This window comes from Caenibacillus caldisaponilyticus (assembly GCF_002003465.1).
GTDB classification, from domain to species: domain Bacteria; phylum Bacillota; class Bacilli; order Bacillales; family Sporolactobacillaceae; genus Caenibacillus; species Caenibacillus caldisaponilyticus.
Window position 1 is genome coordinate 119,663 of record NZ_BDDQ01000006.1, and the last position, 16,291, is coordinate 135,953.

Annotated in this window: 17 protein-coding genes and 1 other annotated feature; all 17 genes read left to right on the plus strand. The window is 55.0% G+C overall.

Annotation, left to right across the window (positions count from 1 at the left end; translation table 11 throughout):
• Positions 1-8: 8 nt before the first annotated feature.
• On the plus strand, positions 9-1,136 hold the full coding sequence (gene ftsZ, locus CCB157_RS03265) for a cell division protein FtsZ (RefSeq protein WP_143286906.1): 1,128 nt from the start codon (positions 9-11) through the stop codon (positions 1,134-1,136).
• A 202-nt stretch (positions 1,137-1,338) separates the two neighbouring features.
• A complete protein-coding gene (spoIIGA, locus tag CCB157_RS03270; protein ID WP_077614496.1) occupies positions 1,339-2,262 on the plus strand; it encodes a sigma-E processing peptidase SpoIIGA in 924 nt (307 codons plus the stop codon).
• A gap of 204 nt (positions 2,263-2,466) precedes the next feature.
• Positions 2,467-3,186, plus strand: a complete 720-nt coding sequence (gene sigE / locus CCB157_RS03275; RefSeq protein ID WP_077614497.1) for an RNA polymerase sporulation sigma factor SigE — start codon at positions 2,467-2,469, stop codon at positions 3,184-3,186.
• Positions 3,187-3,380: 194 nt separating this feature from the next.
• The gene (gene sigG / locus CCB157_RS03280) at positions 3,381-4,160 is read left to right on the plus strand and encodes an RNA polymerase sporulation sigma factor SigG (RefSeq protein ID WP_077614498.1); all 780 of its coding nucleotides are present in this window, start codon (positions 3,381-3,383) and stop codon (positions 4,158-4,160) included.
• 207 nt (positions 4,161-4,367) lie between these two features.
• Entirely contained in the window at positions 4,368-4,634 is a 267-nt protein-coding gene (locus CCB157_RS03285) for a YlmC/YmxH family sporulation protein (RefSeq protein WP_077614499.1), read from the plus strand.
• Positions 4,635-4,709: 75 nt separating this feature from the next.
• Positions 4,710-5,558: a peptidoglycan editing factor PgeF gene (gene pgeF, locus CCB157_RS03290; protein ID WP_238594576.1), complete on the plus strand. Its 849-nt coding sequence runs from the start codon at positions 4,710-4,712 to the stop codon at positions 5,556-5,558.
• A 14-nt stretch (positions 5,559-5,572) separates the two neighbouring features.
• Positions 5,573-6,256, plus strand: coding sequence for a YggS family pyridoxal phosphate-dependent enzyme (locus tag CCB157_RS03295; protein WP_077614500.1), 684 nt, complete (start codon positions 5,573-5,575; stop codon positions 6,254-6,256).
• A gap of 14 nt (positions 6,257-6,270) precedes the next feature.
• Positions 6,271-6,690 (plus strand): cell division protein SepF, encoded by a 420-nt coding sequence (locus tag CCB157_RS03300; protein WP_077614501.1) that lies wholly within the window; start codon positions 6,271-6,273, stop codon positions 6,688-6,690.
• Between the two features lie 28 nt (positions 6,691-6,718).
• Positions 6,719-6,997: a YggT family protein gene (locus tag CCB157_RS03305; protein WP_238594577.1), complete on the plus strand. Its 279-nt coding sequence runs from the start codon at positions 6,719-6,721 to the stop codon at positions 6,995-6,997.
• A 7-nt stretch (positions 6,998-7,004) separates the two neighbouring features.
• Positions 7,005-7,772, plus strand: coding sequence for a YlmH family RNA-binding protein (locus CCB157_RS03310; protein ID WP_077614502.1), 768 nt, complete (start codon positions 7,005-7,007; stop codon positions 7,770-7,772).
• 178 nt (positions 7,773-7,950) lie between these two features.
• The gene (locus tag CCB157_RS03315; protein ID WP_077614503.1) at positions 7,951-8,463 is read left to right on the plus strand and encodes a DivIVA domain-containing protein; all 513 of its coding nucleotides are present in this window, start codon (positions 7,951-7,953) and stop codon (positions 8,461-8,463) included.
• 159 nt (positions 8,464-8,622) lie between these two features.
• Positions 8,623-8,834, plus strand: a binding site (T-box leader).
• A 59-nt stretch (positions 8,835-8,893) separates the two neighbouring features.
• Positions 8,894-11,653 carry an isoleucine--tRNA ligase gene (gene ileS / locus CCB157_RS03320; RefSeq protein WP_077614504.1) on the plus strand — a complete coding sequence of 920 codons (2,760 nt, stop codon included), beginning with the start codon at positions 8,894-8,896 and terminating at the stop codon, positions 11,651-11,653.
• A 194-nt stretch (positions 11,654-11,847) separates the two neighbouring features.
• A complete protein-coding gene (locus tag CCB157_RS03325; RefSeq protein WP_077614505.1) occupies positions 11,848-12,525 on the plus strand; it encodes a TraR/DksA C4-type zinc finger protein in 678 nt (225 codons plus the stop codon).
• A gap of 93 nt (positions 12,526-12,618) precedes the next feature.
• Positions 12,619-13,089: a signal peptidase II gene (lspA, locus tag CCB157_RS03330; protein WP_077614506.1), complete on the plus strand. Its 471-nt coding sequence runs from the start codon at positions 12,619-12,621 to the stop codon at positions 13,087-13,089.
• Positions 13,076-13,990, plus strand: coding sequence for an RluA family pseudouridine synthase (locus CCB157_RS03335; RefSeq protein WP_077614507.1), 915 nt, complete (start codon positions 13,076-13,078; stop codon positions 13,988-13,990). Before lspA ends, CCB157_RS03335 begins: the two co-directional genes overlap by 14 nt.
• 266 nt (positions 13,991-14,256) lie before the next feature.
• Positions 14,257-14,805 (plus strand): bifunctional pyr operon transcriptional regulator/uracil phosphoribosyltransferase PyrR, encoded by a 549-nt coding sequence (gene pyrR, locus CCB157_RS03340; protein ID WP_077614508.1) that lies wholly within the window; start codon positions 14,257-14,259, stop codon positions 14,803-14,805.
• 692 nt (positions 14,806-15,497) lie between these two features.
• Positions 15,498-16,291 (plus strand): group II intron reverse transcriptase/maturase (gene ltrA / locus CCB157_RS03345; protein ID WP_077614509.1); only part of this gene is annotated, 794 nt, incomplete at its 3' end.

Consider the following 16,291-nt stretch of genomic DNA (forward strand, 5'->3'; position numbering starts at 1 on the left):
AACTGAGCATGTTGGATTATATGGAGATGGAACAACTCGCTAATATAAAAGTGATCGGTGTCGGAGGCGGCGGTTCCAATGCCGTTAACCGCATGATCGAAAGCGGCGTCCAAGGCGTTGAATTCATTTGCGCGAATACCGATGCCCAAGCCTTAAAGCTGTCCAAAGCGCAAATCAAGCTGCAGATCGGCGAAAAATTAACGCGCGGGCTCGGGGCGGGGGCCAACCCGGAAATCGGCAAAAAAGCTGCGGAAGAAAGCCGCGAACAAATCGAGGAAGTGCTGAGAGGCGCGGATATGGTGTTCGTGACCGCCGGCATGGGCGGCGGCACCGGAACGGGAGCGGCTCCGGTCATCGCCGAGATCGCCAAAAATATCGGCGCGCTCACGGTCGGCGTCTGCACGCGTCCGTTTACCTTTGAAGGAAGAAAACGCGCGATGCAAGCCGCCGGCGGTATTGCCAACCTTAAGGAAAAAGTTGATACGCTCATCGTGATCCCGAACGATCGGTTGCTTGAAATCGTCGATCGCAATACGCCGATGCTGGAAGCGTTTCGGGAAGCCGATAATGTCCTGCGCCAAGGCGTCCAAGGCATCTCCGACCTCATCGCCGTCCCCGGGCTCATCAACCTGGATTTTGCCGATGTGAAGACGATCATGACCGAAGGCGGATCGGCCTTGATGGCAATCGGGGTAGCGACGGGTGAAAACCGGGCGGCCGAAGCGGCCAAAAAAGCCATCTCCAGCCCGCTTCTCGAAAAATCGATCGATGGAGCGAAAGGCGTTTTGATGAACATCACCGGCGGCACCAACCTCAGCCTGTACGAAGTCAACGAAGCGGCCGACATCGTCGCCAGCGCCGCTGACCAAGAAGTGAACATGATCTTCGGCTCGGTCATCAGCGAAGAATTAAAAGACGAGATCGTCGTCACCGTTATCGCGACAGGATTTGAGGAAAATGAAACCCGGCGTCCGTCGTCCATCCGTCAAGAGCGCCACAATTTGCAACCGTCCAATCGGCCGTTGCGCCGTGAAGAAGCGGCCGAAACGCCGCGCCCGATGCCTTCGTTCAGCGAGGACGATGAAGATACGCTCGACATACCGACTTTCCTCAGAAATCGCAATCGCCACCGTTAAACGCGCGTGGCGTTTTTTTTTATTTCATGTCTTCTCAGGCGTTTTTCCGCAGTTTCGGGCGCCCGCGAAACCGCCCTTGCCCATCCCCGACAAATCCCCCGTCAACCTCTAAAAATAACTGAAATTGTTCGCCGCCAAACGACAGACTTTCCACCTCCGAGCTTATATACTTAAGGACAAACAAACATCGGCGGTGTGGCGCATGGTTGTCTACCTTGACGTCGTCTGGCTGTTGAACTTGATGATCGATTTTTTATTGCTTCGGCTTACGGCCTTTGCCCTGAAGCGACAAGTGAAGAGATGGCGTTTATGGCTCGGTGCGCTGGTCGCCTCCTTCATCGTCTTTTTTTTGTTCACGCCGCTTTCACCGTATCTTTTCCATCCGCTCGGAAAATTGTTGTATTCGGCCGTCATCGTCTGGACGGCATTCGGCTACCGCCGCTTTTCGCTGTATTCGCAAAGTTTTTTGACGTTTTATTTTGTCGCGTTTGCGGCCGGCGGCGCGCTGTTCGGCGTCCATTATTTCATTCGGTCTAGTCAATACTATGACGATTGGCTTCAGTTCAGTACTTTCCGTTATGGCGATCCCGTCGGCTGGGCGCTGGTCATCATCGGATTTCCGTTGGTATGGCGTTTTTCGAAAAAGCGGTTGGAGCACGTTGCGATACGGAAGTGGGAGATGAACGAATTGATGGCGGTCGCCATCGTGGTCGCCGGGAAGACGATCGCCGCCACCGGAATGGTCGATACCGGCAACCGTTTGAATGATCCGGTCCGCAATCTACCGGTGATGTTTGTCAATCGGGAGCTGCTGCGCGATTGGCTGCCGGAACGGCTGCTTGCGGCAAAAGATCCGGCTCGCGTGATTTTGGAAGAAGGACTGGAAGGGGAGTGGATGAAACGGCTTGCCGTGGTCCCGTACAGCAGCGTCAATGGTCGCCGCCAACTCGCGCTCGCCTTCAAGCCGGATCGCGTCGAAATCAGCCATCCGCAAGGAACGCTGTTCTGCACGGAAGTCCTGGTGGCGCTGGCGGAACAACGCCTATCCGAAACGGATGACTTCGCTTGCCTCCTCCATCCCGACATGATTCAGCGCGGTCAGACCGCGCCTTCGCTCTCATCATAAACCGCCTTTGATGAATACCGATGGGGAGGTGAAACCGAATGTGGACGGCCGTGAGCAGACGAGATCGCGTTCAAGGCTTCCTGGTTGACGGGCGGCGCCCCGAACGGAGCCAAAGCGTCATTTCATGCGCCGATCGCCGCGGTTTCCGCTTTGGGCAGACAACCGCCTGCTAAGACGAACACATTGCAAATGGGGGGAAGACGGATGAGGCGTTGGGTGATCCGATTTCTTTTAAAATGGTATCGATGGTTGCAAAAATTCGGCCGCAAGCCGAAGGAGATTTATTACATAGGTGGAAGCGAAGCCCTGCCGCCGCCGCTTTCAAAAGAAGAAGAAGCGGAGCTGTTGAAAGAGCTTGCCAAAGGCAACCGCGACGCGCGCGCCACGTTGATCGAGCGCAATTTGCGGCTCGTCGTATACATCGCGCGAAAGTTTGAAAACACGAAGATCTACATCGAGGATCTCATCAGCATCGGCACAATCGGCTTGATCAAGGCGGTCAACACGTTCAATCCCGAGAAAAAAATCAAACTGGCCACATACGCTTCCCGCTGTATCGAAAACGAAATCCTCATGTACCTCAGGCGGAACAACAAAACGAAAACCGAAGTTTCCTTTGACGAACCGTTGAACGTCGATTGGGACGGCAATGAACTTTTATTGTCGGACGTCCTCGGCACGGAAGACGATATCATTACCCGCGATATGGAAAAAGAAGTGGAACGCGCCCTGTTGAAGAAAGCGATGCTCATGTTGAGCGACCGGGAAAAAGAAATCATGGAACTGCGGTTCGGCCTGTCGGGCGGAAAGGAAAAAACGCAAAAAGACGTCGCCGACCAACTCGGCATTTCCCAATCGTACATTTCCCGGCTCGAGAAGCGCATCATCAAAAGGCTGCAAAAGGAGTTCAACAAGATGGTATAAACACGCAATGGCGAACGGCCGGAGCTAAGCCGTAAAAACTTGGGGCGGCGTCCGGAAAACGCGTCGCCCGGCTTCGGCAAAAACGGGGTTCGGGGTATGCGAAAGGCCGTTGGCGGCTGCCGATTCAAGTGCATAAATTTCCCTTCCGCGGAGATACTTGACCTTGAACAATACTCCGCTGAGGAGGGAATCCGATGGCACGAAACAAGGTGGAGATTTGCGGCGTCGATACGTCGACGTTACCGATTCTGACCAACGCGGAAATGCGCGTGCTGTTCACGCAAATGCAGAACGGCGACATGGAGGCGAGAGAAAAGCTCGTCAACGGCAATTTGCGGCTCGTACTAAGCGTCATTCAACGCTTTAATAATCGCGGGGAACACGTGGACGATCTGTTCCAAGTGGGCTGCATCGGTCTCATGAAATCCATTGATAATTTTGATCTCAGTCAAAACGTGAAGTTTTCGACTTACGCCGTTCCGATGATCATCGGAGAAATCCGCCGTTACTTGCGCGACAACAATCCGATTCGCGTGTCGCGTTCGCTCCGCGACATCGCCTATAAAGCTTTACAAGTCAAGGAGAAACTCCTCACGAAAAATTCCCGCGAACCGACGCATGCGGAAATCGCCCATGCCCTGAACGTCCCCATGGAAGACATCGTGTTTGCATTGGACGCCATTCAGGATCCGGTCTCGCTGTTTGAACCGATTTACAACGAAGGCGGCGATCCGATCTTCGTCATGGACCAAATCAGCGATGATCGCAATAAAGACGGGAAATGGATCGAAGATATCGCCTTGAGGGAAGCGATGACCCGTTTAAACGAACGCGAAAAGAACATTCTCTCGATGCGCTTTTTTCAAGGAAAGACGCAGATGGAAGTCGCCGAGGAAATCGGCATCTCTCAAGCCCAAGTTTCGCGCCTTGAAAAAGCGGCGATCAAGGAGATGAACAAAAACATCCAAAGCTAGATCCCGCGTCAATATTTGCCCGGCCGGCTCGATCCGGCCGGGTTTTTTCCATTATGCGAAGAAAAGCGCTGAGGCGGGCGGCGTTCCGGTCTGTTTACCGCTGCTTTTCGGTCCAAACCGCTTCTTTTTAGCGCCTTTTGCCCATATATTTATTATTAAAATAGATCCCGACGGATCATGAAAATGAGAGACGGGGGAGGCAGGGGCATGGCTCGAATATCCGAGTTTCAAGCCAAAGAGGTCGTCAACGTCGAAGACGGCCGGTTGCTCGGTCATATCGGCGATTTGGACATCAATGTGGCGACCGGGAAGATCGAACATCTCATCATTCCCGGAACCGGTAAAATGCTTGGCTTATTGGGCAGGGAGAGTGACGTCATCATCCCTTGGCAAAACATCGTCCGCATCGGCACGGACGTCATCTTGGTCCGCTTTTTGGGCACGGGGGGCGGCGAGTCTCCGAAAAACGGATAAGCGCTTTTCCCATTGAACTTCAAGTTATGGTATGATGAAAGCAAATATCCCGTCTATATATAAAGGAGGTCAGCGATGGGAGGGGACGTGTTTAAACCGGACGAAAACGGCCTCATGAACTTGGCCCCCGTCGAAACGGAAGCCGGCCTCATTAAAGCGGGGATTACAGTCAGGCACGGCGGGGTGAGCGCCTCTCCGTTCGCGAGTTTGAACCTCGGTTACCACGTCGGTGATGATCCGGCAGCCGTCACCGAAAATCGCCGGCGCGTCGCCGGCAACATCGGATTATCGCTTTCCCGATGGGTTCAGGCCGAGCAAGTGCACGGGGCGGCGGTGCAAAGGGTAACGGGCGCCGACGCCGGCAAAGGGGCTTTAGACATCGCCAGCGCCATCAAAGGCGTGGATGGTTTATACACTACGGAGACGGATCTCGTCCTCACCGGATGTTTCGCCGACTGCGTGCCCCTTTTTTTCTGGTCGAAAAAAAAGGCGGTGGTCGGTTTGGCCCACGCCGGCTGGCGAGGGACCGTCGCCGGCATCGCCCGCGTGATGGTGGAGCGGTGGACAGAAGCTTTCCATCTTCATCCCGACGAGATCATGGTCGCGATCGGGCCGTCCATCGGTCCTTGTTGTTATGAAGTGGACGACCGCGTCGTCGAACGGGTGCATTCAGCCGCGGACCGCGAGGCGGATCGGGTGCTCAAAAAGAAGGAAAACGGGCGATATATGTTGAATTTACAAGAATTGAACGCGCTCATTCTGCAAAAGAGGGGGATTCCCCGGGGCAACATTTTGCCGACTTCGTTTTGTACAAGTTGCCGCCATGATCTCTTTTATTCCCATAGAAAAGAAAACGGGAAGACCGGGCGCATGCTCGGGTACATTTTTGTCGCGGCACAAGATGAACAACAACGGTTGCGTTGACAAGTGGTGATAGCATGGCATCGATCAAGGAGAACCTGCAAAAAATACGCCAGAATATCGAACAAGCTTGTATGAGAGCCGGACGGCGGCCGGATGAAGTGCGCATCGTCGCCGTCACCAAATATGTGAACGAAGCGCGCGCCCGTGAAGCGGTCGAAGCGGGGTTAACCCATATCGGCGAAAACCGCTTGGAGGGATTGACCGAGAAACGGCGGGCGCTTGCCGACCTGGACGTCACATGGCACTTCATTGGAACGTTGCAATCCCGAAAAGTCAAGGACGTCTTGCCTCAAGTCGATTACATTCACTCGCTCGATCGCCTGTCGCTGGCCAAGGAAATCCAAAAGCGCGCCGAGCGCGCCGTCAAGTGTTTCGTCCAAGTCAATGTTTCGGGCGAAGCGACCAAACACGGCATCAGGGAAGATGATGTGCTTCCGTTTATTGACCGGCTCCGCGAGTTTCCGAACATCACGGTCGTCGGCCTGATGACCATGGCGCCCGCGAACGCTGAAGAAGACGAGTTGCGCCGGATTTTCCGGCGCTTGAAGAACTGGCAGCGCGCGGTTGAGGAGAAACATTGGGAGCACGCGCCCTGCCGCGAATTGTCCATGGGGATGTCCGGAGATTACATCATTGCCGTTGAAGAAGGGGCCACATTTGTCCGCATCGGCTCGGCTCTGGTCGGCAATGATGGATAAAGGAGCAAGTCGAAATGGGTTGGATGTCAAGTTTCAAAAAATTTTTCGATCTCGATGATGAAATGGATATGATGGAGCAAGAGGATCAGGAAGAGGAGCGATCCTTTGTCGAGAAGCGGGCGGAACGCCGTGAGACGGCGCCGGCGAACGTCGTCAGTCTCAGCGCCGTTCAGCGGCCGACCAAGGTCATGGTCATGCATCCGCGCGGTTTTGCAGACGTGCAAGCGATCGCGGATCACTTGAAAAACCGCCGTCCCGTCGTCTTTTACATCGGAGAGATGCGGACGGAAGAAGCGCGGCGGTTGATCGATTTTCTCAGCGGGGCGGTTTACGCGCTCAACGGTCACATCCAAAAGATCGCCCCCGATACGTTTATATGCGCGCCGGATCACATCGACATCAACGGAGCGATAACGGAGGCATTGAAAAAATAATCCTGGATCAACAAACGGGGTGTAGCGATTGACGTGGCTTTTTACCGTCGTGGATATATTGTCAAAGCTCTTGAATGTGTATTGGTGGATTTTATTGATTTACATTTTGATGTCGTGGGTTCCGAACGCCCGCTACTCGACGGTCGGCCAATGGATGGCCCGCATTTGTGAACCGTTTCTCGAACCGTTCCGGCGGATCATTCCGCCGATCGGCGGGGTGATCGACATTTCCCCGTGGGCGGCGTTTCTCGTTCTTTACCTTGCGAACATCGGACTCAGACAACTCCCTTGGCTGCTGATGGGATGAGTGCGCGTTGTCCATCTACCAGCATTTTAGAGAGGACGAGAAACCGTTCATCGACCGCGTTTTGGATTGGAAGGCGCGCGTGCTTGAGACCTATGTCCCCGTGCGCACGGATTTTCTCAATCCGCGCGAGCGGGAGATCATGCGGGCCGTCATCGGAAGCGATGAGGAGCTCCAGCTCCGCTTTTCGGGCGGCTTTGAAGGAGCGGAGCGGATGCGCGCGACGCTTTCGCCTCCGTATGCCGAAGAACCGGACTTCGGGCTCGCGTTTTTTGAGCTTCATTATCCGAAAAAATTTGTGACCATCGATCATCGGAGCTTGCTTGGCGCGCTGATCGGCCTCGGCATCAAGCGGGAGAAACTCGGCGATCTGTTGATTTCCGAAGACCGCGTCCAATGGGTCGCGGCCGAAGAAGTGGCGGGATACCTCATGGCCGCGCTCACCCGGGTCGGCCGTCATCGCGTCACGTGCGTCGCCATCGGCGCGGATGAGCTCATCCGCCCGACGGCCGTCTGGGAAGAAAGAACCGGCACGGTCAGTTCGCTCAGGCTCGACGCCGTCCTCGCCGAAATCTATCGGCTCTCTCGCGCGAAAGCGGCGTCCGCCGTCGAAGCCGGCCTCGTCAAAGTCAATTGGAAACTCGTTGAAAAACCGGCTTTCGAGTTGGAAGCAGGTGACCAATTGTCCGTGCGCGGACATGGCCGGAGCAAGCTTGTTGCCGTGGAAGGCAGGTCGAAACGCGGCAATCACGTCATCCGGTACGCGCTTTTAAAATAGGCCGCCGTCGGAGGCGTCTCGGAATGCGAAAGAACCCCGTGCCGGCCGGGTTCGGCTTTCGGGTTCGGACTCGTACGAAGGCCCGTGATATTTTGAAGAACGGGCAGGTATTCCATCGCCTCTTGTCGAATCCTATAGAACACCTTATCATAGATTATAGATTATTGGAGGTGGCGACATGCCGTTAACGCCGTTGGATATCCATAACAAAGAATTTACGCGCGGTTTCCGCGGTTATGATGAAGACGAGGTCAACGAGTTCCTCGATCAAGTGATCAAGGATTATGAAGCGGTGATCCGCGAGAAAAAGCAGTTGGAAGCGAAAGTCCAAGAGCTGGAAGAACGGGTCAAGCATTTTTCCAATATTGAGGAAACGTTGAACAAATCGATTCTTGTCGCTCAGGAAACCGCCGAAGAAGTGCGCCAAAACGCCAACAAGGAAGCGCGCCTGATCGTCAAGGAAGCGGAAAAAAACGCCGACCGCATCATCAATGAAGCGTTGGCGAAGTCGCGCAAAATCACGATGGAAATCGAAGAGCTCAAAAAAGCGGCCAAGGTTTTCCGGACGCGTTTCCGAATGTTGCTTGAGGCCCAGCTCGAGTTGTTGAACAACGACGACTGGGACAAGCTCGGCTCGGATGTCGACGATGAAGAAAGCGAAGCGGCGTTATCTGAAAAAATCAAACCTTGACGGCCGTCATCCGCTCTCATATACTATCCATATACAAACGGTTCAACTTTATGCATCTTACAGCCGTTTAACGAAAACAGTGCATCCAGCCGAGGATCTTATCAACCACCTTTTCGTTCACCTCATTCAACGAAAACATTGAAAATACGGCATCCTATCGGACAGACGATGACGAGGACAGTAGTTTCGAACGGCCGGCGAAGCGAGCCGGGGACGGTGCGAGCCCGGTGCGGCCCTCGAAATGAAGATCACCTCCGAGTCCCATCCCGAAATGAGAGTAGGCGATGGCGTCCCCTTCGCGTTAAGAAGATCGAGCGGCAATGCCACGGCATTGCTATAAGGGTGGTACCGCGGGCCTTCTCGTCCCTTGTTGGATGAGAAGGCTTTCTTTATTTATGGCAGGGAAACGATAGCGTCAGGAGGTTTTTGTATGGATTATAAGGATACCTTGCTCATGCCGAAAACCGACTTCCCGATGCGCGCCAATTTGCCGAACAAGGAACCGGCGATTCAGGCGGATTGGGAAGAAAACCGGGTCTACGAAAAAAGTTTGGAACGCCGGAAGGGCCGGCCGAAATTCATCCTGCACGATGGCCCGCCTTACGCCAACGGCGACATCCATATCGGCCATGCCGAAAACAAGGTTCTTAAAGATTTCATCGTCCGTTACAAGTCGATGGCCGGCTTTTATGCCCCATACGTGCCGGGCTGGGATACGCACGGCTTGCCGATCGAACAGGCTTTGGTCAAAAAAGGCGTCGACCGGAAGAAAATGAGCGTCGCCGAATTTCGGGAATTGTGCAAACAGTATGCGTTGGAACAAATCGATCGCCAGCGCGCGCAATTTAAGCGGTTGGGGGTGCGCGGCGATTGGGACCATCCCTATGTGACGCTCGATAAGAAGTATGAAGCCGCGCAAATCCGCCTGTTTGGGGAAATGGTGAAACGCGGTTATATTTATAAGGACAAGAAGACGATCTATTGGTCGCCGTCATCGGAATCGGCGCTCGCCGAAGCGGAAATCGAATATAAAGACAAGCGCTCCCCGTCCATTTACGTCGCCTTCCAGGTCAAAGACGGAAAAGGCGTTTTGCCGTCGGACAGCGCGATCGTCATTTGGACGACGACGCCGTGGACGATTCCCGCGAACCTGGCGATCAGCGTGCATCCCGACTATGAATATGCGCTCGTCCATGCGGACGGAAAAAAATACGTCGTGGCGAAAGAGCTTCTTCCGGCGCTCAAAGAAAAATTGTCATGGCAAACCGCTTCCATCGAAAAAACGTTTAAAGGCGCCGCGCTCGAACATGTGGTTTGCGCCCATCCGTTTTATGAACGCGATTCATTGGTCATCCTTGGCGAACACGTGACGCTTGACGCCGGAACCGGCTGTGTCCACACCGCGCCGGGCCACGGGGAAGATGACTTTTACGTCGGGAAGAAATACGGCCTCGACATCTTATGCCCCGTCGATGAAAAGGGGTACATGACCGAAGAAGCGCCGGGCTTTGAGGGGCTGTTTTACGATGACGCCAACAAGCCGGTGACCGAAAAATTGAAAGAAGTCGGCGCGCTTCTCAAGCTCGAATTCATCACACACTCCTATCCGCATGATTGGCGCACGAAAAAACCGGTCATTTTCCGGGCGACGGAACAATGGTTCGCCTCCATTAAAGATTTCCGCGACGATCTTTTGCGCGCGATCACCGAGGTGAAGTGGAAGCCGGCATGGGGCGAAACCCGCTTGCACAATATGGTGCGCGACCGTGAGGATTGGTGCATCTCCCGTCAACGCCGCTGGGGCGTGCCGATTCCGGTCTTCTATGCCGAAGACGGAACGCCGATCGTCACGGATGAAACCATCGAACATGTCGCCAACTTGGTCGCCGAACACGGCTCGAACGTCTGGTTCGAGCGGGAAGCGAAAGAGCTGTTGCCCGACGGCTTTACATCCGAGCACAGCCCGAACGGCATTTTCACGAAGGAAACCGACATCATGGACGTCTGGTTCGACTCGGGTTCCTCGCACGCTGCCGTCCTTGAACAGCGCGACGACTTGGAGCGCCCGGCCGATCTCTACCTTGAAGGCAGTGACCAATATCGCGGCTGGTTCAACTCCTCGCTGACGACCGCGGTGGCCACCACGGGACGGGCGCCTTACAAAAGCGTTCTTTCACACGGCTTCGTCCTCGATGGTGAAGGCCGTAAAATGAGCAAATCGCTCGGCAACGTCATCGATCCTTTGAAGGTAATGAAGACGCTCGGCGCCGACATCATCCGGCTGTGGATCGCGTCCGTGGACTATACGGCGGACGCTCCCGTCTCCGACGAGATTCTCGGGCAAGTCGCGGAAGTCTACCGGAAGATCCGCAACACGATCCGGTTCATGCTCGGCAACTTGCATGGCTTTGATCCGGCGGTGCACAGCGTTGCCATCGACGAGATGCCGGAGCTGGACCGGTACATGATGGCCAAACTGAACGCCCTGATCGAGAAGGTGCGGAAGGCTTACGATGAGTACGAATTCTTGACCATCTATAATGCGATCCACAACTATTGCACGACCGATATGAGCGCCTTTTATTTGGACATCGCGAAAGATACCCTTTACACCGACTTTGAAGACAGCCCGGCGCGCCGTTCGATCCAAACCGTTATGTATAAAACGCTCGTCGCGCTTTTGAAGCTGTTGACGCCGATCATCCCGCACACGGCGGAAGAAGCGTGGCGCTACGTGCCCGGTGAAAAAGCGGATTACGTTCAACTCACCGATATGCCGGAACCGGAACCGTTCGACGGCGCCGACGCCCTCGTGAAAAAATGGGACCAAGTCATGGTGGTGCGCGACGACGTTTTGAAAGCCCTTGAGGAAGCGCGCAACGAAAAGCTGATCGGCAAATCGCTGGAAGCCGCCGTCACGTTGTACCCGACCGCGGCCCATTGCGCCGTCCTGGAGACGATCCCCGATTTGGATAAACTCTTTATCGTCTCCAAAGCGGAGATTGCCGGCACTTTGGACGACGCGCCGGCAAACGCCCCCCGCTACCGCGAGACCGCCGTCATCGTCGGCCGCGCCGAAGGGGAAAAATGCGAGCGTTGCTGGGTCGTGACCCCGACGGTCGGAAGCGACGCCGACCATCCCGCGCTCTGTGCGCGCTGCGCGGACATTGTGAAAAAGCATTACGCCTGATCCGAGAGCCGAACGCTTTACGCGTTCGGCCTTTTTCTTGAGCGGGTCAGGGCTCCGCAGATCGTCTAATTAGAAAACATTCCCAAACATGGCAGCCGTTCATCGGGCTTGATCCGCCGGAATCGGCAAAAGCTATGGATAAACGGGGATGGATGCCGTCGCATCTTCATTCCCACAATAAAAGGAGGAGCGCGATGGATCCCTTTCAAGAATTGAAGGCGCGTTTGATCAAACGGAAAAGAGAAATCGAAAAGGAACTCGACCAATCGGAAGCGCTCGGCATGCGGGTGCCTTTGGCAAACGGTCCGGCTTCCGGAGAATTGTCGCAATACGACAACCATCCGGCGGATGCCGGCACCGAGCTGTACGAGCGGGAAAAGGACTTCGTTCTGCGCAGAATGCTCGCCGAAGAGCTTCACGACATCCATGCTGCTCTTGAAAGATTTGATAAGGGGGCATACGGTTACGACGAAGTGACCGGCGAAAAAATTCCGCTTGAACGACTGCAAGCCTTGCCGACCGCGCGCACGGTGAAAGAACATTCACCGAACCAGGCGAAGGCCGGCGGTCGCCCCATCGAAGAAGAAGTGATCGAAAACATGGAAAAGGAATACGCAAGCAACGGGGCGGACACGGAATATAACGAACAAAACGCTTATCACATCGTCGCCTCATTCAATGAAACCGGCATGACTTTTGACGGCTCGTCCCTGATCGACAATGAAGACGGTTTGGGCTACGTCGAACCGGTTGAAGCGATCGGCGCGACAGACATTGAAGGATATCGCGGAGATGACAGCGTCCATTTTTTGAGGAACATCCAATACGATCAATGGATGAATCGGGAAGATCGGTCTGAAGAAGACGAATAGGGGATTCCCCTTTTTTTTGCCTTCAAAACGGGCGACTGTGCTAAAATGGGGAAGGACAAACGATTCGAATGCCTGGACAATGGAGGAGAAGCCGTGATTTATTATGCCATCGGACTCATCGTCCTGATCCTTGATCAACTTTCAAAATGGATGATCGTGAAAACCATGGCGGTCGGCGAAAGCATTGAACTCGTGCCGGGCGTGTTGTACATCACGTCGTCGCGCAACACCGGCGCGGCGTGGAGCATGCTGGAAGGCCAACTGTGGTTTTTTTACCTCGTCACGGTCGTCGTTCTCGCGGTTGTGATTTACTACATGCAAAAGATCGGCCGGCGCCAGCCGTTCGTCGGAGTCGCCCTCGGCCTCGTCATCGGCGGGACGCTCGGCAATTTTGTTGACCGCTTGTTTCGCGGGGAAGTTGTGGATTTCATCCACGTTTATTTGGGGTCTTACAGCTATCCCGTCTTCAACCTCGCGGATTCGTCGCTCGTCATCGGCGCGCTGCTCATCGTGATTTACACCCTGTTCGATTCGAAAAAGGAGAAACGCCATGATTCGGGATGAATGGACGATCGAAGCCGGGGACGCCGGCACGCGCATCGATAAATTCCTAAATGGGCGGCTGCCGGATCTCTCGCGGACGCACATTCAGGAATTGATCAAATCCGGTGCGGTCACGGTCAACGGCCAATCCGTCAAACCGAATTATAAGGTCGCCGCCAACGATTTCCTCGTCATGGAACGGCCGGAGCCAGAGCCTCTTGACGTTCGTCCGGAAAATATTCCGCTCGACATCCTTTATGAGGACGAAGAGATCATCGTCGTCAATAAGCCGCGGGGCATGGTCGTTCACCCCGCGCCGGGCCACCTGTCCGGCACGCTCGTCAACGCCCTTCTCGCCCATTGCCGGGATCTGTCGGGCATCAACGGCGTGCTCCGGCCCGGCATCGTTCACCGCATCGATAAAGACACGTCGGGCGTTCTCGTTTGCGCCAAGACCGACCGCGCCCATCGCGCCCTCGCTGAACAAATCAAGGCGAAGGTGACCCACCGCATTTATAAAGCGATCGCCCACGGCGTTTTTGAACATGATCAAGGCACGATTGACGCCCCGATCGGCCGCGACGAATACGACCGAAAAAAAATGGCGGTCACCCGCAAAAACGCGAAGGAAGCCATCACGCACTTCTTCGTCGAAGAACGCTTTAAAAACTATACGTACGTCACGTGCCGGCTGGAAACCGGGCGCACCCATCAGATCCGCGTCCATTTGGCCTACATCGGACATCCGGTGGCGGGCGACCCGAAATACGGGCCGCGCAAAACCCTTGACATCGACGGCCAGGCGCTTCACGCCGCGGAGCTCGGTTTTTCCCATCCAGCGACGGGCGAGTGGATGATTTTTCGCGCGCCGCTGCCAGAGGATATGGCGCGCCTTCTCGAACAATTGAGAAACGAACGTTGAACGTCCGGCGTCTTGTTTGACGAGATCGCGTTGTGTGGCCGTGATTTATGGCTCTGTTTTCATGGGAATGCCTCATCGTGCAAAAATCAGGATTGACAGTTTCCTTTCGTTTTGTCATAATGGTCACAGCTTATGAAGTTCCTTTAACGCAGCCCCGTGAGGCTGGGAAGGAATTCGGTCTATCGCCATGTCGTCTTTTTGGCATAAACCACCTCCCGGCTTAGCGGTCCGGGAGGTTTTTTATTGCGCGGAAATGAGGTGAGTGTGTGACGGAAAAACGCATCATGGACGCCGATGCGGTTCGCCGGGCGTTGACCCGCATCAGCCACGAAGTGATCGAAAAGAACAAGGGCGTCGACGATGTCGTTCTCGTCGGAATTAAGACGCGCGGCATTTATCTCGCCGAGCGGATGGCGAAAAAAATCCGGGAAATCGAAGGGCGTCCCGTCGCCGTCGGCGCGCTGGACATCACGCTGTACCGCGATGATTTGTCCGAAAAGACGGAGAACCGGGAACCCGAGATCCACGGGGCGGACATTCCGGTCCCCGTTGTGAATAAAAAGGTCATCCTCGTCGATGACGTCTTGTACACCGGCCGGACAGCCCGCGCCGCGCTGGATGCGATCATGGATCGCGGACGGCCGGCGCTCATCCAACTGGCGGTTTTGATCGATCGCGGGCACCGCGAATTGCCCATCCGGCCGGATTACGTCGGAAAAAACGTCCCGACGTCGAAAGAAGAAATCGTCGAAGTCCGCTTGTCTGAAGTCGACGGCACGGACGGCGTCGCGATCGTCCGCCGGACAATTTCATGAGTGTTGTGCAACACCCTTTTAACGGGCAGTCCTGTGAGGCTGACAAAGGGGTGCTGAACGCCGTGCGCTCTTTGCTTGCGTACGCCTTTGGCCTACGTCTACCCCTCCGCCTCACGCGGAGGGGTTTTTATATGTACGCCCGGCATGGGTGCGGTGCTATAGGGTGAAAGTCCTGAACGGGGGCTGGCGAGCGCCTACCGTTAGCTGAAGGCAAGGGTGTCCGCCGCGAGGCGGAATCTGAAGGAAGCCGGAGGCAAACACTCGACCTGAGGGACACGAACCCAATTTGAGGCTGTCACAGTCGGATGAGTCTGCATAACAAGATGAAGTCCTAAGCCGCCAAGGGCTGTGGCGGTATATTGGGCAGGTACATGAGTGGAAAGTCCGCACTCTTATCCGGGGAGGCCTGTACGATACGCCTTCTAAGGATGGCAACCAAAATCGAGAGGTTTTGCTGAACGTACAGGAGTCAGCAGAGGCCATAGTACCTGAGTAAGGGACGCCTGAAAAGGGAAGGGCTGAACGTCAATTCAGGGATGGATCAAACTCTTTCGAGACGCAATGCGCTGAAGCAGAATTCCTAACGGAACTCTTTCAAGGAAAGATGGGTGAAGCCCGGAGGACCTTGGATAGAGGGCTGAGCATTGCCCGGCAAGACTTGAACCCCATCCCGCGGAGGGAGAGAGATCTCGATGGCTCTGTTGGAGACGATTCTGTCACGGAACAACTTAATCACTGCCCTCAAACGGGTGGAAGCAAATAAAGGGGCTCCGGGCATCGACGGCGTTCCGACGGAACAACTCCGCGATGATATCCGGAAGCACTGGAAGTCCATTAAGAGACAATTGCTTGAGGGAACCTACAAGCCGGCGCCGGTCCGGAGGGTCGAAATCCCGAAACCCAATGGAGGCGTCCGATTGCTGGGGATCCCAACCGTGATGGATCGGTTCATCCAACAGGCCATCCTTCAGGTGCTTACGCCGATCTTTGATCCCCATTTTTCTCCGTACAGCTATGGCTTCCGCCCCAAGCGGCGGGCCCACGATGCGGTCCGGCAAGCTCAGAAATATATCCAAGAAGGATACCGATATGTCGTCGATATCGATCTGGAAAAGTTCTTTGACCGGGTGAATCACGACATTCTGATGAGCCGGGTTGCACGGAAGGTCGAGGACAAGCGAGTTCTGAAATTGATAAGGGCCTACTTAAAAGCTGGGGTGATGCTGGAAGGTGTCCGGGTTCGTTCAGAGGAAGGCACGCCGCAAGGCGGGCCATTGAGTCCGCTCTTGGCCAACATCCTGCTGGATGATCTGGATAAAGAACTTGAAAAGCGGGGGTTGAAGTTCTGCCGCTACGCCGATGACTGTAACATTTATGTCCGCAGTCCGCGTGCGGGCCAAAGAGTCAAACAAAGCGTTCAAAAGTATCTGGAGAAGAAGTTAAAACTCAAAGTCAACGAGGAGAAAAGTGCGGTCGACCGCCCCTG